The 22,267-nt window shown below is 37.5% G+C and carries 18 protein-coding genes and 1 other annotated feature; of the genes, 2 read left to right on the forward strand and 16 right to left on the reverse strand.

Translation table 11 applies throughout. From position 1 onward, the window contains the following. Positions 1-77: 77 nt before the first annotated feature. From ILS93_RS10055 to hemA, 9 genes are all read right to left on the reverse strand, one after another. Positions 78-2,723, reverse strand: coding sequence for a valine--tRNA ligase (locus ILS93_RS10055; RefSeq protein WP_064474686.1), 2,646 nt, complete (start codon positions 2,721-2,723; stop codon positions 78-80). A gap of 37 nt (positions 2,724-2,760) precedes the next feature. Then, positions 2,761-2,993: a binding site (T-box leader), on the reverse strand. Positions 2,994-3,116: 123 nt separating this feature from the next. Next, positions 3,117-4,142 (reverse strand): spore coat protein YsxE, encoded by a 1,026-nt coding sequence (ysxE, locus tag ILS93_RS10060; protein ID WP_064474685.1) that lies wholly within the window; start codon positions 4,140-4,142, stop codon positions 3,117-3,119. 62 nt (positions 4,143-4,204) lie between these two features. Then, on the reverse strand, positions 4,205-5,182 hold the full coding sequence (gene spoVID, locus ILS93_RS10065) for a stage VI sporulation protein D (protein WP_098111521.1): 978 nt from the start codon (positions 5,180-5,182) through the stop codon (positions 4,205-4,207). A 109-nt stretch (positions 5,183-5,291) separates the two neighbouring features. Next, complete coding sequence (gene hemL / locus ILS93_RS10070) at positions 5,292-6,581, reverse strand: glutamate-1-semialdehyde 2,1-aminomutase (protein WP_048541355.1); 1,290 nt, start codon at positions 6,579-6,581, stop codon at positions 5,292-5,294. Then, on the reverse strand, positions 6,581-7,570 hold the full coding sequence (hemB, locus tag ILS93_RS10075; protein WP_001087076.1) for a porphobilinogen synthase: 990 nt from the start codon (positions 7,568-7,570) through the stop codon (positions 6,581-6,583). The genes hemL and hemB overlap by 1 nt, the downstream gene beginning before the upstream one ends. 20 nt (positions 7,571-7,590) lie before the next feature. After that, the gene (gene hemD, locus ILS93_RS10080) at positions 7,591-8,343 is read right to left on the reverse strand and encodes a uroporphyrinogen-III synthase (protein ID WP_088048063.1); all 753 of its coding nucleotides are present in this window, start codon (positions 8,341-8,343) and stop codon (positions 7,591-7,593) included. 2 nt (positions 8,344-8,345) lie between these two features. Beyond that, entirely contained in the window at positions 8,346-9,275 is a 930-nt protein-coding gene (gene hemC / locus ILS93_RS10085) for a hydroxymethylbilane synthase (protein WP_064474682.1), read from the reverse strand. A gap of 15 nt (positions 9,276-9,290) precedes the next feature. Beyond that, positions 9,291-10,124, reverse strand: a complete 834-nt coding sequence (locus ILS93_RS10090; protein ID WP_000008998.1) for a cytochrome c biogenesis protein — start codon at positions 10,122-10,124, stop codon at positions 9,291-9,293. A 17-nt stretch (positions 10,125-10,141) separates the two neighbouring features. Then, a complete protein-coding gene (gene hemA, locus ILS93_RS10095) occupies positions 10,142-11,476 on the reverse strand; it encodes a glutamyl-tRNA reductase (RefSeq protein ID WP_222660378.1) in 1,335 nt (444 codons plus the stop codon). Between the two features lie 415 nt (positions 11,477-11,891). On the opposite strand from hemA, the gene ILS93_RS10100 reads away from it, so the two are divergent. Together ILS93_RS10100 and ILS93_RS10105 are read left to right on the forward strand one after the other, a co-directional pair. Next, positions 11,892-12,344 (forward strand): MarR family winged helix-turn-helix transcriptional regulator, encoded by a 453-nt coding sequence (locus tag ILS93_RS10100; protein WP_044737640.1) that lies wholly within the window; start codon positions 11,892-11,894, stop codon positions 12,342-12,344. A 2-nt stretch (positions 12,345-12,346) separates the two neighbouring features. Then, positions 12,347-12,763, forward strand: coding sequence for an organic hydroperoxide resistance protein (locus tag ILS93_RS10105; protein ID WP_064474680.1), 417 nt, complete (start codon positions 12,347-12,349; stop codon positions 12,761-12,763). 36 nt (positions 12,764-12,799) lie between these two features. Here ILS93_RS10105 and ysxC read toward each other — a convergent pair whose 3' ends face one another. The 7 genes from ysxC to ILS93_RS10140 form a co-directional block, all read right to left on the reverse strand. Further along, positions 12,800-13,396, reverse strand: a complete 597-nt coding sequence (ysxC, locus tag ILS93_RS10110; protein ID WP_000869124.1) for a ribosome biogenesis GTP-binding protein YsxC — start codon at positions 13,394-13,396, stop codon at positions 12,800-12,802. Continuing rightward, positions 13,393-15,723, reverse strand: coding sequence for an endopeptidase La (gene lon / locus ILS93_RS10115; RefSeq protein ID WP_000097312.1), 2,331 nt, complete (start codon positions 15,721-15,723; stop codon positions 13,393-13,395). Before lon ends, ysxC begins: the two co-directional genes overlap by 4 nt. A 184-nt stretch (positions 15,724-15,907) precedes the next feature. Then, on the reverse strand, positions 15,908-17,578 hold the full coding sequence (gene lonB / locus ILS93_RS10120; RefSeq protein WP_064474679.1) for an ATP-dependent protease LonB: 1,671 nt from the start codon (positions 17,576-17,578) through the stop codon (positions 15,908-15,910). Positions 17,579-17,684: 106 nt separating this feature from the next. Then, complete coding sequence (gene clpX, locus ILS93_RS10125; RefSeq protein WP_000472283.1) at positions 17,685-18,944, reverse strand: ATP-dependent protease ATP-binding subunit ClpX; 1,260 nt, start codon at positions 18,942-18,944, stop codon at positions 17,685-17,687. A gap of 264 nt (positions 18,945-19,208) precedes the next feature. Next, a complete protein-coding gene (gene tig / locus ILS93_RS10130) occupies positions 19,209-20,486 on the reverse strand; it encodes a trigger factor (RefSeq protein ID WP_064474678.1) in 1,278 nt (425 codons plus the stop codon). 309 nt (positions 20,487-20,795) lie between these two features. After that, positions 20,796-21,794 carry a hypothetical protein gene (locus ILS93_RS10135; RefSeq protein ID WP_064474677.1) on the reverse strand — a complete coding sequence of 333 codons (999 nt, stop codon included), beginning with the start codon at positions 21,792-21,794 and terminating at the stop codon, positions 20,796-20,798. Between the two features lie 197 nt (positions 21,795-21,991). Continuing rightward, positions 21,992-22,240: a hypothetical protein gene (locus ILS93_RS10140; protein ID WP_001973787.1), complete on the reverse strand. Its 249-nt coding sequence runs from the start codon at positions 22,238-22,240 to the stop codon at positions 21,992-21,994. Between the last annotated feature and the right edge of the window lie 27 nt (positions 22,241-22,267).

Consider the following 22,267-nt stretch of genomic DNA (forward strand, 5'->3'; position numbering starts at 1 on the left):
TCAAAAGACAACCTTCATACTCCTATTATACGCAAAGAAAAGAGACTCACCAATATAGTGAGCCTCTAAAAAATATTTTACTTTTCAAGATCTGCTAGACGTTGGCGAACTGCTTCACGTTTTTCTAGGTAATCTTGCTCTTTCGCACGCTCTCCGTCAATAACTGCTGCAGGAGCTTTCGCTACGAAACCTTGGTTTGAAAGTTTCTTCTGTACACGTTCTACTTCTTTGTCGAACTTCTCAAATTCTTTCTCAAGACGTGCTCTCTCTTCATCAAGATTGATAAGATCAGCTAACGGTAAGAATAACTCTGCACCTGATACGATTGCAGTCATCGCTTTTTCTGGTGCTTGTAAATCCGTTTGAATTATTAATTCGCTTGGGTTACAGAAACGCTCAATGTAAGAGCTGTTTTTTGTAAGTTGAGCAAGTACAGCCTCATCTTTTGCTTTAATTTGCATTTGAACTTTTTTGCTCATTGGCGTATTAACTTCTGCACGGATGTTACGAACAGAGCGAATGATATCAACTAGAAGGTGCATTTCTGCCGCAGCTTCTGTATCTTGTAAATCTTCGCGAACTGTTGGCCATGCTGCTACTGTAATAGATTCGCCTTCATGCGGTAAATGTTGCCAAATCTTCTCTGTTACGAATGGCATGAATGGGTGTAATAGACGCATTGTTTGGTCTAATACGTAAGCTAAAATAGAACGAGTTGTTTTCTTAGCTGCTTCATCTTCACCGTATAGTGGAAGTTTCGCCATTTCAATGTACCAGTCACAGAAATCGTCCCAAATGAAGTTGTATAATGAACGACCAGCTTCACCGAACTCATATTTATCCATGTTACGCGTTACGCTTTCGATTGTTTCGTTTAAGCGAGTTAAAATCCACTTATCCGCAACTGATTTTTCACCAGTTAAATCGATTTCTTCATACTTCATATCATCCATGTTCATTAATACGAAACGTGATGCGTTCCAAATTTTATTAATGAAGTTCCAAGTAGACTCTACTTTTTCCATACTGAAACGTAGATCTTGACCTGGTGCGCTTCCTGTTGATAAGAAATAGCGCATTGCATCTGCACCGTACTTCTCGATAACATCCATTGGATCAATACCGTTACCAAGAGATTTACTCATTTTACGTCCTTGCTCATCACGAACTAAACCGTGAATTAATACATCTTTAAATGGACGCTCGCCTGTAAACTCTAAACCTTGGAAAATCATACGAGATACCCAGAAGAAGATGATGTCATAACCCGTTACTAATGCATCTGTTGAATAGTAACGTTTGAAGTCTGCTGCATCTTCATCAGGCCAACCAAGTGTTGAGAATGGCCATAACGCTGAACTGAACCATGTATCAAGTACGTCGTTATCTTGATTCCAATTTTCAATATCTGCTGGCTCTTCTGTACCTACGTATACTTCACCAGTTTCTTTATGATACCAAGCTGGAATACGGTGTCCCCACCATAATTGACGAGAAATACACCAGTCGTGAATGTTTTCCATCCAGCGTAAATATGTGTTTTCGAAACGCTCTGGTACGAACGTTACTTTCTCTTCTTCTTTTTGTTGAAGCTCTACTGCCTTCTCAGCAAGTGGAGCCATTTTTACGAACCATTGTGTTGATAAGTAAGGCTCAACAACTGCACCACTACGCTCACTATGACCTACTGAATGCATATGAGGCTCGATTTCTACTAATACGCCCGCTTCTTGTAAGTCCTTCACTAACGCTTTACGGCATTCGAAACGATCCATACCGTTATACTTACCAGCTTTTTCGTTCATTGATCCATCTTCGTTCATTACTAAGATACGTGGTAAGTCATGGCGGTTACCTACTTCAAAGTCATTCGGGTCATGAGCTGGTGTAATTTTTACAACGCCTGTTCCGAAATCTTTTTCTACGTACTCATCAGCAATAATCGGAATCTCACGGCCTACGATTGGAAGTGTAACTGTTTTTCCGATTAAATGTTTGTAACGATCGTCTTCTGGATGAACTGCTACTGCTGTATCACCAAGCATCGTTTCTGGACGAGTAGTCGCAAGACGAATATGACCAGAGCCATCTGTTAATGGATAGTTCATATGGTAGAACGCACCTTGAACTTCTTTATGAATTACTTCAATATCAGAAAGAGCTGTGCGTGTTGCTGGGTCCCAGTTAATAATATATTCACCGCGGTAAATTAAGCCTTTTTCGTATAATTGAACGAATACTTTATTAACCGCATCAGATAAACCTTCGTCTAATGTGAAACGTTCACGAGAATAGTCTAGTCCTAAACCAACTTTCCCCCATTGTTGACGAATGTGAGACGCGTATTCCTCTTTCCATTCCCAAGCTTTTTCAAGGAATTTCTCACGGCCAAGATCGTAACGTGAAATACCTTCTTCACGAAGTTTCCCTTCTACTTTCGCTTGTGTTGCGATACCCGCATGGTCCATTCCTGGAAGCCATAATACATCGTAACCTTGCATACGCTTCGTACGAGTTAAAATATCTTGAAGAGTTGTATCCCAAGCATGACCTAAGTGTAACTTACCAGTTACGTTCGGAGGTGGAATTACAATTGTATATGGTTGTTTCTTCTCATCTCCTGTTGCTTCGAAATATTTGCCTTCAAGCCACCATTGATAAAGGCCTTCTTCAACGGACATATGATCATATTTAGTTGGTAAATTCTTTTCCGTGTTTGACATTTTTTTCCCTCCTTAAAATAAAAAATGCCCCTCATCCAAAAAGGACGAGGGACATCGCGGTACCACCTTTATTTACAAACAAATTCAGGAATTTGCTTATACTCTTAATTTGATAACGGACAAATCCGTCTTTTCCTAATGAGAACTATTCCGTTCAGAAAAGATGCTCCAGGGCTACCTTCTAACATAACTATCTAGAGAATCTTCCAGCTAATGATTCTCCTCTCTGAAGACGTTTCTTGTTATACTCTTCCCTTTCAAGGCATTTATATGATTGTTAATTATTATATACAATAGTGTAAAAAACGAAACCCTATTCGTCAAGATAAATTTAATACTACGGCTTTTTGGACGAACGAAAAAAAAAGATAAGTAGAGATACTACTTATCTTTTTATCCGTTCCCTTGCTGGGCAGCTTGTAATTGCGAAAGGAAATATTCTATATTGCTAACGAGCCAATGCGATTGTTGTAAGCTCTTTACTCCGAGAAGTTCATTGTCCTCATTGCGACTCTCTCTTCTTTTCTTATAAGACTGGATTTGCCGAATAAATTGCGATGGATACGTCATATACGCAAACATGAGTAGTTGCTCTTCTTTCGTAAAAGGGAAATTTTTTTGGTACATTTGATACCATTCAAACCGATCACTTCGCGCAATTGGATACGTGTTTAAAGACCGAGAATAAAACCCTACTATATCTTGCACCGGTGTGGCAAACTTCGATTTTTCTAAACTAATAAAATAGCCATTCCGTTCATAATCAAATAAGAAATGATTAAGCGATACGTTACCATGTACAAAAGTAATACGTGTTTTTTCTTTTTCCTTCATCGCATCGTTCCACTCAGTTAATTGCTTCGTTGCAAACTCACGCGCCCTCATTACATGATGATAGTACGTACAATATTGCAATTCAAACGGAGACATATACCACTTCGCTTCAGATTCTACGAGAAACTCTTCTAACATCTCACCATCATTCTCCCAGCGATCGGATATATTTGTATAATGTTTTTCTAAATCCTCTTCTGTATACGTTTCTTCTTTCACCGTTTTTTGATGTAACGTCCCGAGAGTTTGAAACATTTTATGGTATTGATCATTATCCTCGCCGTTGCCTTCCGCACGTTCTAACCAAGGCATTAAATAATAATTATACGTCCCGTCACTTAAAATATAATTTCCATCCGTCGCATGGTATATAGGTACATAATTTGAAAAACCGTTCTCCTTCAAATATTGAATATGGTGCAAAAAGTTATTCCGCTCTAACTTCCCGTCTTCTATTTTCTTGAGCGCATACGGACCTTGATTCGTGTAAATTTTCGTTACACTTCCGTGCTCTTCCATATGCTGTGTATCCAATCTATATTGCCTTACAATGGGTTCATAGCGATTTCGTAATTCAATATCCATACGAATAACCCTTTCTATTCAAAACATAGCCTTTAGGAAAATAAGTGAGTGAAAACACTCACTTATTTCGCTTTTGCCCTTGAAACAGGAATATAAATAATTTGTCCCGCAGTTAAATATATATCTTCTGTTTGATTGACACGATATAAGTTTTGTACAGACGTTTCATAACGGTCTGCAACAGATTCGATTGTATCCCCTTCTTGCACGAAATACATTCTTAACTTTGTAAATTCTTCTTCCGGTTCTTTCGTAAATATTTTCGTTAAATAAAGTGCATTTTCATCTCGCTGTGAATACGTTTCTTCTTCTTGCTCTTCTTGTTTTTTCGCTTTTTCTTTCTTGAAATCTTTTCTTCCGAACAATTCAAATTGTGGCGTTGATTCTTTCTCCTCTTCACGCTCCACAAATTCATGTTCTTCTATTTCCTCTTCCTCTACTTCCTGCTCTTTTCTTTCCTCTAGTTGAAACGGTTCAAACGCGTAATCTTCCCACTCATCTGATTCCTTATAGATTGGTTCTTCTACGTGCATGGCAGGTCTATTTTCATCTTCTTGTGCGGAATCAGCCTCTAACTCAGCATACGCTGTTTCTCCCTCTTCATCCTCGATTCTTTCTTCATCACATAAACCAGTGATAGATATATCCGCTAATAATTGTAAGCAACCATTTTCCTTTAATTCATAATCAAATTCCTCAATAGATACATATAGTTCTTCAATTACTTTCACACGGTTTCTCGGAATTGATATTTCAAGCGGAAAGGAATGAACAAGTTCATTAACCCCATCTTCCCTTGTTTCTACATAATCAATTGATTTCGCTGGCGATAAATCTCTTAATGAATAAGCCGAATCATCTTGCCGCGCAACATACTCTCCCGTTAAATCTAATTGCCCTCTCACGATAACTTCATGATCAAGCTCTTCTATCTCAACGTCTGGATCTAACGAAATTGACAAAAGTTCTTCGACTTCCTGTCCTTTTTGGAACCAAACAGATTCTTTTAATGAAAAACGTAATGAATGATCTGTTGCCACTTCTTTTCCCCCTCCCAAACTATATGTCATTACAGATTTATGTATGGAAAGCTGACTTTATGAATAAAAAAAATCGCTCCCCTTATGGAGAGCGATTTTCTTTCAACAATTAAGCTTTTAATTTTGACATTGCAATTTCAGCTGCTGCAATCGTCGCTTCAATATCTGCATCACTATGTGCTGTCGATAAGAATAGACCTTCGAATTGAGATGGTGGCAAGAATACACCTTGTTCTACCATTTCACGATAGTAAGCCGCAAAGAATTCTAAATTTGAAGATTTTGCTGCATCGTAATTAATAACTTGTTCATCTGTAAAGAAAATACCAATCATAGAACCCGCACGGTTAATATGATGCGGAATGCCATGTTTTTCAGCCGCTTTACGTAAGCCAGCTTCTAACATTTCAGCTTTACGCTCAAATTCTACATATGATTCTGGCGTTAACTGTACTAACGTTTCATAACCTGCTGCCATTGCAAGTGGGTTACCTGATAAAGTACCTGCTTGGTAAATCGGTCCGCTCGGTGCAACTTGGCGCATAATTTCTGCTTTACCACCGTATGCTCCTACTGGTAAGCCACCACCGATTACTTTACCTAAACAAGTTAAATCAGGTGTTACACCGTAATAACCTTGTCCGCAATTATAAGCAACTCGGAATCCTGTCATGACTTCATCAAAAATAAGCAATGCACCATTTTGCTCTGTTACTTCACGAAGACCTTCTAAAAATCCTGGTTGCGGAGGAACAACACCCATATTTCCTGCTACTGGTTCTACAATTATACAAGCAATATCATCACCAAATTGTTCGAAAGCGTATTTCACACTTTCTAAATCGTTATACGCTACGGTAATCGTATTTTTCGCTACACCTTCTGGTACACCAGGGCTATCTGGTAAACCTAGCGTCGCCACACCAGAACCCGCTTTAATTAATAACGAATCACCATGACCGTGGTAACAACCGATGAATTTCAAAATTTTATTACGTCCTGTATAACCACGAGCTAAACGTAGTGCACTCATTGTCGCTTCTGTTCCAGAGTTAACCATACGTACAATCTCAATTGATGGTACGCGCTCAATAACAAGTTTCGCTAATTTATTCTCAATTTCCGTTGGGGCACCGAAGCTTGTTCCTCTTTCAGCAACAGATTTTAAAGCTTCAACAACACGATCATTCGCATGACCATGAATTAAAGGACCCCATGATAATACGTAATCGATGTATTCATTTCCATCGATATCATATACTTTAGAGCCTTTTCCGCGCTCCATAAACAACGGATTCATACCAACAGACTTAAAAGCACGAACGGGGCTATTTACGCCACCAGGCATTAAATCTTGTGCCTCTTCAAACGCCGCAATCGACTTATCAAACTTTTTCATTATTTAGCGCCTCCTTCTTGTAACCATCTTGCTGCATCTTTTGCATGATACGTAATAATTAAATCTGCTCCTGCACGTTTCATGCTAATTAATTTTTCAAGTACAACTTCTTTTTCATTAATCCAACCATTTTGCGCTGCTGCTTTAATCATCGAATATTCACCACTTACGTTATAAGCAACGACTGGTAAATTAAAGTTATTTTTCACATCACGAACGATATCTAAGTAAGAAAGAGCTGGCTTTACAATTAAGAAATCTGCCCCTTCCATTACATCTGATTCTGCTTCACGGAATGCTTCCATACGGTTCGCTGGATCCATTTGATATGTTTTACGATCACCAAATTGCGGGGCACCGTGCGCCGCATCACGGAATGGTCCGTAAAATGCTGATGAATATTTCACAGCGTACGACATTACTGGTACGTGTCCAAAACCATTTTCATCTAATGCATGGCGAATTGCTGTTACGAATCCGTCCATCATGTTTGATGGCGCAATAATGTCCGCTCCTGCTTTCGCTTGGCTTACAGCTGTTTTCGCAAGAACTGCAAGAGACTCGTCATTTAAAATAATACCATCTTCAATTACACCGCAATGACCATGGCTTGTGAATTGACATAAACATGTATCTGCAACTACTACTAGCTCAGGGAATTCACCTTTAATTTGCTTAATTGCACGTTGCACAATTCCATGATCACAATATGCTGATGATCCAACTTCATCTTTTTCAGCAGGTAAACCAAATACAATAACAGAACGAATACCTAAATCAACAACCTCTTGCATTTCAGCTTGCAATAAATCTAAAGACATTTGATATACGCCTGGCATAGAAGGCACTTCATTACGAACATTTTCTCCTTCTAATACAAAAATAGGGTAAATAAAATCTTCCGTATGTAAAAACGTTTCACGCACAAGCGCACGCATATTACCGCTTTGTCTTAAGCGACGATGACGATTAAATTGTAAAGAGTTCATAGATTTCTATCCCCATTCTTTTATTTTATAGATTCACAAATGCATTGTAGTAATGCTTCTACAGTGTACTCTTTCGGCGTAATAACATGTGGAAAATAAAGGATCGCCTCTTTTTCCGTAATAGGCCCTATACAAGCAATTGTACAGTTTTTTGTCCATTCTCTCCAGTTTGTACCCTCAAGTAAACGAACAAAACTAGTAACAGTTGAAGGGCTCGTAAATGTAATAATTTCTACTTTCCCTACTTCTAACGCTACTATAAGCTCTTGCCTTTTCTCTATATTCTCTTTCGTACCATATACGATTAGCTCCTCTAGAGAAACACCAATTTCGCGAAGTGCAACTGGAATTACATCTCTTGCTAAATTCCCTTTCGGAAATAAAATGCACTCGTTTCCACTTAGTCTTTTTACAAACTCTTCTGCAAATACTTCTGCAACAAATGAAGTTGGAACGAAGTCCACTTGATAGCCCCGCTTTTCTAACTCTAACCTTGTTTTCACGCCTACTGCAGCAATTTTAGTCTTTGCGGGTAGCTTCTTTCTCAAACTATCTAGAAAAAAAGCTACCCCATTTTTACTCGTAAAAATAACCCAGTCATACGAATGCAGCTGCCCTGCTATATGTTGAATTTGCCTATGAGACATACCTTCCATACGCAAAAGCGGAATTTCCAATGGAATTCCGCTCTTTTCTTTCACCGCTACACTCATTTGTTTCGCTTGATGCTGGGCACGTGTAATTAATACCGTTTTGCCAGCGAGAGCGTTCATATTTATTGTTGCCCCTTATTTGCAGCAAGAATGAGTTCTTTTGCGCCTTGTTTAATTAAACGGTCCGCAGCCTCTAATCCTACTTCCTCTGGATTAGTTCCTACTACTGTCTCTTTCAATAAAACAGAACCGTCCATAGAACCGACAAGAGCTGTTAATTCGATTGCATCATTTTCTGTAAGAGTTGCATATCCAGCGATCGGAACTTGGCATCCACCTTCAAGTTTATGAAGAAATACTCGTTCTGCTGCGACTGTCCTTTCTGTTACTGCATCATTCATATGCGCTAACAACTGTAGTAAATCCTTATCATCCTCACGGCACTCAATCGCTAATGCACCTTGTCCTACAGCAGGTACACATAACGTCTCATCTAAATGTTCTGTAATAACTTCATTATCCCAGCCCATTCTTTGTAATCCAGCTGTTGCTAAAATGATTGCATCGTAATCTTCTTCTTGTAATTTACGTAAACGTGTATCGATATTCCCTCGAATCCACTTCACTTGTAAATCTGGTCTCGCAGCTAATAATTGTGCACTGCGTCTTAAACTACTCGTACCTAAAATAGCGCCTTCTGCTAACTCTTTAAACGATGCTCCGCTTTTTGAGATAAAAGCATCACGAGGGTCAACACGCTTCGGTGTACAACCAATCATTAATCCTTCTGGAAGTACGGCCGGCATATCTTTCATACTATGTACAGCCATATCAATTTCTTTCGTAAGTAACGCATGTTCAATCTCTTTAACAAACAAGCCTTTTCCGCCTACTTTTGAAAGAGTAACATCTAAAATAACATCACCTTTTGTGACGATTTCTTTCACTTCAAATTCATATGGTAAACCTAGTGCTTTTAGCTGATCAATAAACCAGTTTGTTTGCGTTAATGCTAATTTACTCTTTCGTGACCCTACAATAATTTTGCGCATAATTCTCTCTCCTCATTATAAATACCAAAAGTGGAAGTTGGATAAACTGCTTAATAGAAAAATATTGATTAGCATTACGAGAAATGCTCCGATGTTCCACTGCACGATTTTCTTCCCTTGCAACACATCTGCCACTCGTAAATATAGGCCAGCACAATATACAAATAGAACGACAAAAGACCCGATCACTTTCGTATCATACCAATGGAAATTGTCCAATTTCGTATATCCCCATATGCATCCTAATAAAATAGCTAGTAAGAAAAATGGAACAGAAAATAAATTTAATCCGTAAGACATCGATTCTAGCTTCGGTAAATTCCCTAACCTTCTTAATCTCGCATTCCATTTTTTCTTTTTTAATAGGCGATATTGCAATAAATACATAATAGAAAAAATGAACGATACAGTGAAAGTTGCATAAGAAATAATAGCCATACCGACATGTACATATACAAGTTCTGAAACTAATTGCTCTGCCAGTACCGGCGACATCTTTCCGAGCGGTGTAAAAATAGAAAAAGCGCTTACGCCAAATGCGACAACATTTGTAAAAAAGACTAAAAAGTCAATTCTCATAAATCGATTAATGACTAACGACATCGTAATCAATAGCCAAACATAAAAATAAATCCCTGATAATAAAGTTAATATAGGGTTCGTTTCTGAATCTGTAGCCCTAAGTAACATAAAGATAGACTGCAGAACCCATACAATCGAAAGTAACCAAAAAGCAAATCGGTTCGCCTTTCGGTTACTTTGGAAATAATCTATAAAATATAAACTAATGCTACAAGCATATAAAATAATTGCAATATGATAAATAATACTGTTATTTAAAAAACTCATCCGATCATCCTTCCAAATTATAAAGATGGAACGGATGGTGTCCACGCTCTTTTATGTTCTACTTCTTCCGCACAACTCTCTACATCTTCCATTTCTAAGTCAAAAATCTTTGCAAATAACGCTAATTTTTCGTCTGCTCCCTCTTCAGCAGCTATTTCTTTCGCTACTAAAATTGGGTCTTTTAATAATTGATTAATAATACTTTTCGTATGCTTACTAATTACTTTTCTCTCACGATCACTAAGATTCGGTATTTTTCGTTCCAAGCTTTCCATCGTTTCACTTTGGATAGCAAGTGCCTTATCACGAAGAGCTGCTATTAACGGAACAACACCAAGTGTACTTAACCACGTTTTAAATAAAACAATTTCCTCTTCAATCATAAATTGAATTTTCTCTGCTTCTTTCAAACGCTCAGCACGATTTGCTTCCACTACTCCTTGCAAATCATCAATGTCATATAAGAAAGAACCTTCTAGTTCATCAATCGCTGGATCAATATCACGCGGCACTGCAATATCCACCATAAACAACGGACGACCAGAGCGCATTTTCTCTACCTTTGTCATCATCTCTTTCGTAATGACATATTCAGATGCACCAGTTGAACTAATTAAAATATCTGCTTCTAATAATGCACATTGCAATTCACTTAAAGGCTTTGCATGTCCCATATATTTCTCAGCCATTACTTTCGCTTTCGTAAACGTTCTATTCATGACTGTTACTTTTCGAGCACCGCTTCCATATAAGTTTTGCAGTGCCAATTCACCCATCTTACCAGCACCAAGAATAAGCACATGACAATCTGTTAACTCACCAAATATTTTCTTTCCGAGCTCAACAGCGGCATAACTAACAGACATCGCACTTTCACCAATCGTCGTTTCTGAGTGCGCACGTTTCGCTAACGTAACCACCTGCTTAAACAACTCATTAAAAATTGTGCCTGTCGCTTTTACTTGTTGCGCTTCTAAAAAGCTATCTTTTATTTGGCCTAAAATCTGTGTTTCTCCAACTACCATAGAATCTAAACCGCACGTCACGCGGAATAAATGATCTATTGCACCATCTTGTTCAAAAATAGTTAAATATGGTGCGACTTCTTCTATTTCAAGCTGAAACCAATCAGCTAAAAACTTCTTAATATAATACCGTCCCGTGTGTAATTGATCGACAACAGCGTAAATCTCAGTGCGATTACAAGTTGATACAATGACATTCTCTAACACGCTCTTTTGATTTTGTAATGTAGTCATTGCTTCCTCTAGCTCTGCTGCCTGAAATGTGAGTTTCTCACGAAATTCTACAGGGGCTGTTCGATAATTTACACTAACAACAAGAATATGCACGCAGCATGTCCCCCTTCACCCGTTTTATCACTTTATCTACTATCATAATACAACTTTCCTCTTATGAATCTGACAATCGTGTGAACAACCGATTATTTTTTATTTATTCTCCGTATGTAATAAAGGAGATTCAGTAAAACTAATAAAGACTTCCTACTTTATAATGATTATAAATTAATAACTCTATTTGTACGTTACCAAAAAAAGCCCTCATAATCAAGTGATGGAAACTATTCCATATGAATTATAACATCATCTTTCCTATCTTCTTTCATCATGAAGGAAAATATGTATGATTGTTCCAAATTGTAGCACAGACTTTCTCAATACAATGTATTTGACATTGTATTTCTTTTTCGTTATATTGATTTTACAAAATTAAATTGTGCACAACTTAATTAGAAGGGAGTTATGTATGACAGAGAATTCTTTACACCTAGATAACCAACTTTGTTTTTCTATTTACGCCTGTTCTAAAGAAGTTACCCGCTTTTATCGACCATATTTAGAAGAGATGGGTATTACGTATCCCCAGTACATTACTTTACTCGTACTATGGGAGCAAGATGGACTAACAGTAAAAGAAATTGGAGAACGTTTATTTTTAGATTCTGGTACGTTAACACCTATGTTAAAACGAATGGAATCATTAAAACTTGTAAAACGCGTTCGTTCCAAAGAAGATGAGCGCAAAGTTTGTATTGAATTAACAGAACAAGGTAAAGATTTAAAAGAAAAGGCTTGTTCATTGCCGACAACGATGGCAACAAATTTAGGAATTACAGAACAAGAATATCGTTCTTTATTAATTCAATTAAATAAACTAATTGAAACAATGAAAACAATTAATGATAGAAAAGGGGAATAAACATGGATAAATTATATACTGCTTCAGTAACTGCTACAGGTGGAAGAAACGGAAAAGTAATTTCAGATGATGGCATATTAAATCTTGATGTAAAAATGCCGAAAGCACTAGGTGGTGCAGGCGGAGAGGCAACGAATCCAGAACAACTATTTGCTGCTGGTTATGCCGCTTGTTTTGATAGTGCATTACAACTTGTCATTCGTACAAAACGTGTGAAAGTAGAAAGTACAGAAGTAACTGCTCACGTTTCTATCGGAAAAGATACAGATGGTGGTTTCGGCCTATCTGCTGTACTTGATGTACACGTTGCTGGCGTCTCTCATACCGAAGCACAAGAACTTGTAGAAGCCGCTCACGGTGTATGTCCTTATTCGAAAGCAACAAGAGGTAATATTGAGGTCACATTAAACGTACACTAAAAAATTTAGTAAATAAAAAAAAACGCGCGACATTCGTTACGCGTTTTTTGTTTTTGTCATTCTATGAATTGCCTTCCACGCTTCTTCTTTTCCAAGTCCTGTTTCAGAAGAGAATAGAACGATTTCATCACCAATTTCAACAGCAAGCGTTTCTTTTACAACTTTTAAATGCTTTTGCCATTTCCCTTTCGGAATTTTATCGGCTTTCGTCGCAATAATAATTGTTGGGATTTCATAATGCTTTAAGAAATCATACATCATCACGTCATCATTTGTTGGTTGGTGACGTAAATCAACTACTAATACAGCTGCGTCTAATTGCTCACGTGTTGTAAAGTAAGTCTCAATCATCTTGCCCCATGCTGCGCGCTCTGTTTTAGATACTTTCGCATAGCCATAACCTGGAACGTCAACAAAATGCATCATCTCATTGATTAAGAAAAAGTTCAACGTTTGCGTTTTCCCTGGTTTAGAAGAAATACGTACTAACTTTTTACGATTTAAAATTTTATTAATAAAGGAAGACTTCCCGACATTTGAACGACCTGCTAATGCAATTTCTGGTAAATCACTGTCTGGATATTGTTCTGGTTTAACAGCACTAATTACAATATCTGCTTTTGTTACTTTCATTGTTTCACTCCTACTAATGCGTGCTCCAATACTTCATCTAAATGAGATGCAAGCACAAACGTAAGGTTTTCTTTTACGCTTTCTGGAATATCATCTAAATCTTTCTCGTTTTCTGCTGGCAAAATAATTTTTGTTAAGCCTGCGCGGTGAGCACTTAATGTTTTTTCTTTTAAACCACCAATTGGTAATACACGACCACGAAGTGTAATTTCACCTGTCATCCCCACTTCTTTACTTACAGGAATACCTGTTAGTGCAGAAATAAGTGCCGTTGCCATCGTAATACCTGCTGACGGTCCATCTTTTGGAACTGCTCCTTCTGGAACATGAATATGAATATCATTTTTCTCATGGAAATTCGGATCAATCTGAAGCTCTTCTGCACGAGAACGAATATAGCTAAACGCTGCTTGTGCGGATTCTTTCATAACATCCCCAAGTTTACCTGTTAAAATTAATTTCCCTTTACCTGGCGCTACAGACACTTCAATCGCAAGTGTATCACCGCCTGCTGCTGTATACGCTAACCCTGTTGCCATACCAACTTGGTCTGTTTTTTCGGCTTGTCCATAACGGAATATGTGCTTACCAAGTAAATCAACAATGTTTTTCTCTGTTACTACAATACGCTTGCGTTCTGCTGTAACGATAATTTTTGCTGCTTTACGACAAACTTTTGCAATTTGACGCTCTAGCGTACGAACACCAGCCTCACGTGTATAATAACGAATAATTTCAAGAAGTGCTTCATCACGTACTTGTAAATTACCTTTACGTAAGCCATGCTCTTTTAATTGTTTCGGCAATAAATGTTCACGGGCAATATGAACTTTTTCAAGTTCTGTATAGCCAGCAATCGAAATAATTTCCATACGGTCAAGCAGCGGACCTGGAACACTTGAAAGTGTATTCGCAGTTGCTACAAACATAACTTTCGATAGATCATACGGTTCTTCAATGTAATGATCACTGAAGTTATGGTTTTGTTCTGGGTCTAACACTTCAAGTAATGCCGCTGACGGATCTCCACGGAAGTCGTTAGACATTTTATCAATCTCATCTAATAAAAAGACTGGATTAACTGTTTTCGCCTTTTTCATACCTTGAATAATGCGTCCTGGCATCGCTCCAACGTACGTACGACGGTGACCACGGATTTCCGATTCATCACGTACACCACCAAGGGATACACGGACGAAATTACGATTTAATGATGTTGCAATCGAACGCGCTAACGAAGTTTTCCCGACCCCAGGAGGTCCTACTAAGCAAAGGATAGGCCCTTTTAATGAATTCGTTAACTTCTGTACAGCTAAATATTCCAGTACGCGCTCTTTCACTTTCTCGAGACCGTAATGATCTTTGTTCAAAATCTCTTCAGAATGAGCAAGATCAATCATATCTTCTGTCGCTTCTGTCCATGGAAGTGCTAATAACCAATCCATATAATTGCGAATAACACCGCTCTCCGCAGAACTTGCTGGTAACTTTTCATAACGGTCTAATTCTTTCAGTGCAGCCTTCATTGTTTCTTCAGGCATTCCCGACTGTTCAATTTTCTCACGAAGTTCTTCAACTTCCCCGCCCTTACCTTCTTTATCACCAAGTTCAGTTTGAATCGCCTTCATTTGCTCACGTAAGAAATACTCTTTTTGCGTGCGCTCCATTGAACGTTTCACTTTTTGTCCAATTTTCTTTTCTAAACTAAGTAACTCTTGTTCATCTTGAATAATTGAAATAAGTGTATGTAATCGTTCCTTCACAGATACAATCTCTAAGATTTCTTGTTTCTGCTTCGTTTTAATCGGCAAGTGAGAAGCAATTAAATCAGCTAATCTTCCTGGCTCTTCTACATCAGCTACCGTTGCAAATGTTTCATTTGAAACTTTTTTCGAAACTTTAATATATTGTTCGAAATGCTCGAGTAATGTACGCATAAGAGCTTTCTCTTCTAGATCATCTTCCACTTCTTCAGTTACCGTTTTGATAGAAACCTGCACTACATTCTCTTCTTCGATAAACTCTACTACTTCAGCTCTATGTAAACCTTCTACAAGGACACGAAGCGTACCGTTCGGCAATTTTAACATTTGCTTCACTTTCGCCACTGTACCTACACTATATATGTCATCTTCTTTCGGATCATCGATATTCATTTCTTTTTGCATCGCTAAAAAGATGATATTTTCATCCATTGCCGCCTGCTCTAGTGCTTGTATCGATTTATCACGTCCTACATCAAGATGCAGAACCATCGTTGGATATACGAGAACGCCTCTTAATGGTAGGAGGGGTACGATTCTTTCATTCGTATTCATACTAGACATAGCACCTCCATAATAAATTAAACTCCTGTTCAACTATTTTATATTACAATACATCTAGATGCAATTGCAGAGATTTTCCGCAATTGTAAATCTCTCGTTTTTTCTCTCTTATAAAAAGGAAAAAAGACTCCGCTTAAGCATACAAACTTAAACGAAGTCTGGCAAATTTTATTATCGTTCATTCTCACATTGATTGTGCATCTGTTTCATCCACAGTATTATGTATATCAAGGTCTCGATGCATATTTTCCTGCATAAATGTTAGCTCAAATACTTCTTTTAACTTACGAACAGGAATGATTTCAATTCCTTTTATTGTATACAAAAACGGTTGCATGTTTTCAGCAGGAATGATGACTTTCTTAGCACCTGCTTTTTTCGCGGCTTTTATTTTTGCGTACACACCACCAATAGGTTTCACTTCCCCATGTATACTTATCTCACCGGTCATCGCTACTTCATTACTCACATACGTACGATGCACTGCTGAATATACACCTGTTGCCATAGCAATACCTGCCGAAGGCCCATCAATTGGGATACCACCTGGAAAATTAATATGTATATCATACCCTTCTGGCAACACATCTAGAGAACGAAGTACTGTTAATACATTATCTACAGAACCTTTCGCCATACTTTTACGGCGAATGGATTTCGTTTGACTACCAATACTTTCCTCTTCCACAATACCAGTTACATTTACTGATCCTTTATCTTTCGCCTTGATTGCTGTTACTTCAATTTCTAATAACGCGCCTGTATTTGGTCCGTATACAGCAAGTCCATTTACAAGACCGATTCTCGGAATAGGATAAATACGTTTTTCATATTTCGGTGTAAGTTGACTAGAGTGAACAACCCACTCTATGTCTTCATCTTTAATGAAAGAACGTTCTTCATTTATTGCCATACCAGCAGAAATTTGTACAAGGTTAATCGCTTCTCGTCCATTTCTTGCATACATTCCGATCATTTCAATACCATTTTTACCTATTTGCATTTCCACTTTATCAGCTGCATTCTTCGCTACTTTTTGAATCTCTTCTGTATCTAACTCACGGAAAAACACTTCTAAACAGCGTGACCGAATAGCAGGAGGAATCTCCTCTGGCGAACGTGTCGTCGCCCCAACCAAGCGAAAATCGGCTGGCAAACCTTTTTGAAAAATATCATGTATATACGTTGGAATCATCGAATTTTCTTCACTATAGTACGCACTTTCCAAAAATACTTTCCGATCTTCTAACACCTTTAACATTTTGTTCATTTGAATTGGATGTAATTCACCAATCTCATCAATGAACAAAATACCACCATGCGCATCTGTTACAGCTCCTTTTTTCGGCTGTGGGATACCCGCTTGCCCCATTGCACCGGCCCCTTGATAAATCGGATCATGGACTGAACCAATTAATGGGTCTGCAATACCACGTTCATCAAATCTTGCTGTCGTCGCATCAAGTTCGATAAATGTTGCATTTGTACGAAATGGAGATTTCGGATTGCGTTTCGCTTCTTCCAATACAAGACGTGCTGCCGCTGTCTTCCCGACACCTGGCGGACCATATATAATTACATGTTGCGGATTCGGACCACAAAGAGCCGCTTTTAACGACCTAATTCCGTCCTCTTGCCCTACAATATCTAAAAAGGATGTAGGACGTACCTTTTCCGCAAGCGGCTCTGTTAAAGAAATCTCACGCATTTTACGAAGCTGTTCTAATTCTTTTTTCGATTCTCGATCAATTGAAACTTTTTGTGTTCGCTGATTTCGAAGTAAATGCCAAAAATACAATCCGACAATTACACCAAAAACAAGTTGAACAAGTAAAAATATATTTGTCCAGCTCATAATTTATTTCCTCCCGCAATGTTTTATCACTTAGTATTTCCGTGGAGGAACATAGCTAAACATAAAGAAAAACAGCAATTATAAAAATTGCTGTTTCTTCTTCGCACTATGCAGATGTTTTTGTATCAAGTACAGTACCGTCTTGTAACACCAATTTCGGTGGTTCATTATCAGCTACTGTTTCTTTCGTCAGAATACACTTCTCGATATCTTTGCGAGATGGAAGTTCGAACATTACATCAAGCATTAAGCCTTCAATAATAGAACGAAGTCCACGAGCACCTGTTTTACGTTCAATTGCTTTTTTCGCAATTTCAATTAGTGCACCTTCTTCAAACTCTAACTCAACATCGTCAAGCTCCAATAGTTTTTGGAATTGCTTAACAAGTGCATTTTTTGGTTTCGTTAAAATATCTACAAGAGCATCTTCATCAAGCGGCTCTAGGTTCGCAATAACTGGAAGACGACCGATAAACTCCGGAATTAAACCGAATCTTAAAAGATCCTCTGGTAAAACGTGAGATAAAACATGCTTCTCATTTACATCAGCATTTTTCTTCTCAGCACCAAATCCAATTACTTTCTCACCAAGGCGACGTTTAATAATTGGCTCAATGCCATCAAACGCTCCACCACAAATGAATAGGATATTCGTTGTATCAATTTGAATGAACTCTTGATGCGGATGCTTACGACCACCTTGAGGTGGAACGCTCGCTACAGTACCTTCTAAAATTTTCAGAAGTGCCTGCTGTACGCCTTCACCAGATACATCACGTGTAATTGATGGATTTTCGGACTTACGTGCCACTTTATCAATCTCATCAATATAAATGATTCCTTTTTCCGCTTTCTCTACATCATAATCAGCTGCTTGGATTAATTTTAGTAAGATGTTTTCTACATCTTCCCCTACATATCCAGCTTCTGTTAAAGATGTTGCGTCCGCGATCGCAAATGGAACATTTAAAATACGCGCTAATGTTTGTGCCAATAATGTTTTACCACTACCAGTTGGCCCAATAAGTGAAATATTACTCTTCGCTAATTCTACATCATCAATTTTACTGTTAGAATTAATGCGTTTGTAATGGTTATATACCGCTACCGCTAGTGCTTTTTTCGCGTTATCTTGTCCGATGACATACTCATCTAAGATTTCACGAATTTCTACCGGTTTCGGTACATCTTTGAATTCTACTTCTTCGTCCTTCGCAAGCTCCTCTTGTACAATTTCAGTACAAAGTTCGATACACTCGTCACAAATGTAAACACCTGGACCTGCAACTAACTTTCGAACTTGCGTTTGTGTTTTACCACAGAAAGAACATTTTAATTGACCTTTTTCATCATTAAATTTAAACATATTTTCACACCCCTTACAAAGTGCTAACCTCTTGCCTTCGTATGTACACGATAAATGTATCGTATGTAAATACATATTATGTCACTACGTGGCGAGAAATACAAATAATATGACTAGTTATGTACAAATAAAAAAATTTTAAAACTTTTGAAATATGTATATTCGACTTGTAAAGGAAGTTTTCCTTCTTCATCGAAAAGTTTTATAAATATATTTCTATATTTATAAAACAAGGCACGATTAAAATCGCGCCTTGTTATTTTATTATGCAGCGTTGTCTACTAAGAAGTCTACAGCTTTACGCACTTTAAGGTCTTCAGATAAAGCGTCTACGCTTCCAAGAGCTTGCTTGATAGCGTCTACTGGCATACCGTACATTTCAGCCATTTTTTCAACTTCTGCAGTTACTTCTTCTTCAGTAACTTCGATGTTTTCAGCTTCAATGATAGCTTCAAGAACAAGGTTGATTCTTACGCGTTTTTGAGCGTCTTCTTTCATTTGCTCTTTTAACTTGTCAGCGTCAGTACCTGTGAATTGGTAGTAAAGCTCAAGGTTCATACCTTGTTGGCTTAAACGTTGCTCGAATTCACGAACCATACGATCTAACTCAGTGTCGATCATAGCTTCTGGAATCTCGATTTCAGCGTTAGCAGCAGCTAATTCTACTACTTCGTCACGTACTTTGTGCTCAGCTTCGTGCTTTTTGCCTTCTTCTAAGTTTGTACGAAGTTTTGTTTTTAATTCATCAAGAGTTGCAACTTCTTCGTCAGCTTCTTTAGCGAACTCGTCGTTTAACTCAGGAAGTTCTTTTGTTTTGATTTCGTGAATTGTTACTTTGAATGTAGCTGGTTTACCAGCTAATTCAGCAGCGTGGTACTCTTCTGGGAATGAAACTTCAACTTCTTTAGAATCACCAGATTTAAGACCAATTACTTGCTCTTCGAAACCAGGGATGAAAGTACCAGAACCGATTGCAAGAGAATAGTTTTCGCCTTTTCCGCCTTCAAATGCTTCGCCATCAACGAAACCTTCGAAGTCGATTACAGCTGTATCACCGTTTTCAACAGTTCCTTCTTCTTTAACAACTAGTTCAGCTTGACGCTCTTGTAAAGATTTTAATTCGTTCTCTACATCTTCGTCAGTTACAGTTGTTTCAACTTTTTCTACTGCTAAACCTTTGTACTCACCTAATTTAACTTCAGGTTTCACTGTAACTTTTGCAGTGAAGATAAGGTTAGCATTTTTTTCGAACTTCTCGATGTTGATTTCAGGATGATCAACTGGGAAGATACCAGCTTCATCAATCGCTTCACCGTATGCTTTTGGTAAGATGATATCTATAGCATCTTGATATAAAGATTCGATACCAAAGCGTTGTTCGAATAACGGACGAGGCATTTTTCCTTTACGGAAACCTGGTACGTTGATTGTTTGTACTACTTTTTTGAACGCAGCGTCGATAGAGTTGTTTACTTCTTTAGCATCAACTTCGATTGTTAAAACGCCTACGTTACCTTCTAATTTTTCCCATTTTGTAGCCATTTATTCTTTCCCTCCAACTATAATAATGTATGCACATACCTCTATAGATTAAAATCTTCATTATCTCTTTTTTGAAATAACAAAAGTACAAATAATCCTCTAGCAAAAGCTTTCAGATATAATGTTCCAATCTACTAATTGTCTAAAAGACAACTACGGTATATTTTGTTCGAGAATAATATGAAACATATTAAGTAAGAGAATTAGACTTCTCTTCTCTTACAAACAGGCAGATTTCTGCCTTTTGCAACCCTTACATTATAACATAGAATATGCTCGTTTCAAGAACCGAACGATTCTTTTTCATAATTATACGGGCAAATATCCTTCTCTTTCAACACGTAATAACCATTGATAGGCAATATGAAACTCTTCTAATTCAATATTATACGCTGTCATAAGCTCTTCTTCATCAATAGTCAATCCGAAACGTTTTCTTCCAATTCTCTCTAAAACAGCAGCCCAAATCTCCACTTTATCCATTAATAGAGCGAATGGGAAAACGCTAATTCGCAATTCTTTCCAATATGTAACCATTGCATCAAATATATCGGGATAATTTTGCTCTAATCGGCTTGATAATGTATGTATAATGTTATCGGATTGCTCCTCATTATGACCTGTAAATGCTGGAATCACCTTGATCGTATTCCCAAACTTTTCCACTTCTATCTCTTCTTCTATTTGATTTTCTATCATTTTATATAAAATAGAAGTTTTCAAATAAGGGTGCTGTTTTTCGTCTATTAAAACTTTCTTTAAAATAGGTAATGCAAGATCCAAGTCTTTTAACGAAAGTTGCTGAATCGCTCTTAGCTTTTGTCCAAAGTTTTCTCCAAACATTTCATTAGTAAACTCATCCAATTCAAAATTCGAATCGACTAGTGACGTATCTACTTCACTTAACATACCTTCTGCAAATAAAGCGAGCTGTGCTAATTTTTCCTTTTGCTCAGGCATTACATCTTTCGTTTGCAAAACCTTTTCAACGATTTCAATGACACCTTCATAATCATTTGTTTGAACTAAAATCGTCACATATGTTTCAAGAATATCACCAAATAATACAGCTCCTGTTTCAAGTAACTGTTCACATTTGTCTTTCGCTTCTTCCATATGTTTTAATTCTAACAAACAAATAACAGAAGCGAGTTCCGTTTGTTCCGTTTCTGCATTATACTGACGTAATATTTCAAAGCAGCGCAATGCATCTTCGAATTTCCGCTCTTTCAGCGCTAAAAAACCTTCATCAATATATCGCTCTGATAGTTGTGGAAACAATACGACCGTATTTTCTTTTTTATCCATACGTCCGCCTCTTTTTCTAGATTTTAATTATCTTTAAAGTAAATATATCAAATGAGTAATAAGAACACAACATCCCAAAACCCTTTGTTTGAAATATGGAAATATTTAATTTTTATATTTGAATATAAACAAATCCTTACCGAAAATTAAAAATGTGCAAATAAAAATCCTCAGCAATTAAAGCAGAGGATTCATCATTAATGGAAAGCTTTTATAATAGTGGGGTATATAACAAGGGTAATAATTTGGAGAACAATAATTGCCATAACAATCATGCTACAATAGAAGATTGGTTTACTTCGCTTCATTAAAAACATAATAATAAGCATCGTACAAGCAAACAAACTTAAGAAGAACAAACTCGTTGTCGAACTAAGTATACCACTCGGGACAAAGAACAATAACACTACACTACAAGTACCTATAATTCCAAATAACCATTCCATTCATTCACTCATTCCCTTTCCCTCTCA

This window comes from Bacillus sp. 16GRE42 (genome assembly GCF_019837435.1).
GTDB lineage: Bacteria > Bacillota > Bacilli > Bacillales > Bacillaceae_G > Bacillus_A > Bacillus_A wiedmannii.

What these genes read in the sequence shown, in the direction of transcription:
- ILS93_RS10135 (WP_064474677.1), bottom strand. Translation starts at nt 21,794, where the DNA reads ATGGATAAAAAAGAAAATACGGTCGTATTGTTTCCACAACTATCAGAG.
- hemD (WP_088048063.1), bottom strand. Translation starts at nt 8,343, where the DNA reads ATGAACGCTCTCGCTGGCAAAACGGTATTAATTACACGTGCCCAGCAT.
- lonB (WP_064474679.1), bottom strand. Translation starts at nt 17,578, where the DNA reads ATGAGCTGGACAAATATATTTTTACTTGTTCAACTTGTTTTTGGTGTA.
- tig (WP_064474678.1), bottom strand. Translation starts at nt 20,486, where the DNA reads ATGGCTACAAAATGGGAAAAATTAGAAGGTAACGTAGGCGTTTTAACA.
- hemL (WP_048541355.1), bottom strand. Translation starts at nt 6,581, where the DNA reads ATGAAAAAGTTTGATAAGTCGATTGCGGCGTTTGAAGAGGCACAAGAT.
- ysxC (WP_000869124.1), bottom strand. Translation starts at nt 13,396, where the DNA reads ATGAAAGTAACAAAAGCAGATATTGTAATTAGTGCTGTTAAACCAGAA.
- clpX (WP_000472283.1), bottom strand. Translation starts at nt 18,944, where the DNA reads ATGTTTAAATTTAATGATGAAAAAGGTCAATTAAAATGTTCTTTCTGT.
- ILS93_RS10105 (WP_064474680.1), top strand. Translation starts at nt 12,347, where the DNA reads ATGGATAAATTATATACTGCTTCAGTAACTGCTACAGGTGGAAGAAAC.
- ysxE (WP_064474685.1), bottom strand. Translation starts at nt 4,142, where the DNA reads ATGGATATTGAATTACGAAATCGCTATGAACCCATTGTAAGGCAATAT.
- ILS93_RS10140 (WP_001973787.1), bottom strand. Translation starts at nt 22,240, where the DNA reads ATGGAATGGTTATTTGGAATTATAGGTACTTGTAGTGTAGTGTTATTG.
- ILS93_RS10090 (WP_000008998.1), bottom strand. Translation starts at nt 10,124, where the DNA reads ATGAGTTTTTTAAATAACAGTATTATTTATCATATTGCAATTATTTTA.
- lon (WP_000097312.1), bottom strand. Translation starts at nt 15,723, where the DNA reads ATGTCTAGTATGAATACGAATGAAAGAATCGTACCCCTCCTACCATTA.
- hemC (WP_064474682.1), bottom strand. Translation starts at nt 9,275, where the DNA reads ATGCGCAAAATTATTGTAGGGTCACGAAAGAGTAAATTAGCATTAACG.
- hemB (WP_001087076.1), bottom strand. Translation starts at nt 7,570, where the DNA reads ATGAACTCTTTACAATTTAATCGTCATCGTCGCTTAAGACAAAGCGGT.
- ILS93_RS10055 (WP_064474686.1), bottom strand. Translation starts at nt 2,723, where the DNA reads ATGTCAAACACGGAAAAGAATTTACCAACTAAATATGATCATATGTCC.
- ILS93_RS10100 (WP_044737640.1), top strand. Translation starts at nt 11,892, where the DNA reads ATGACAGAGAATTCTTTACACCTAGATAACCAACTTTGTTTTTCTATT.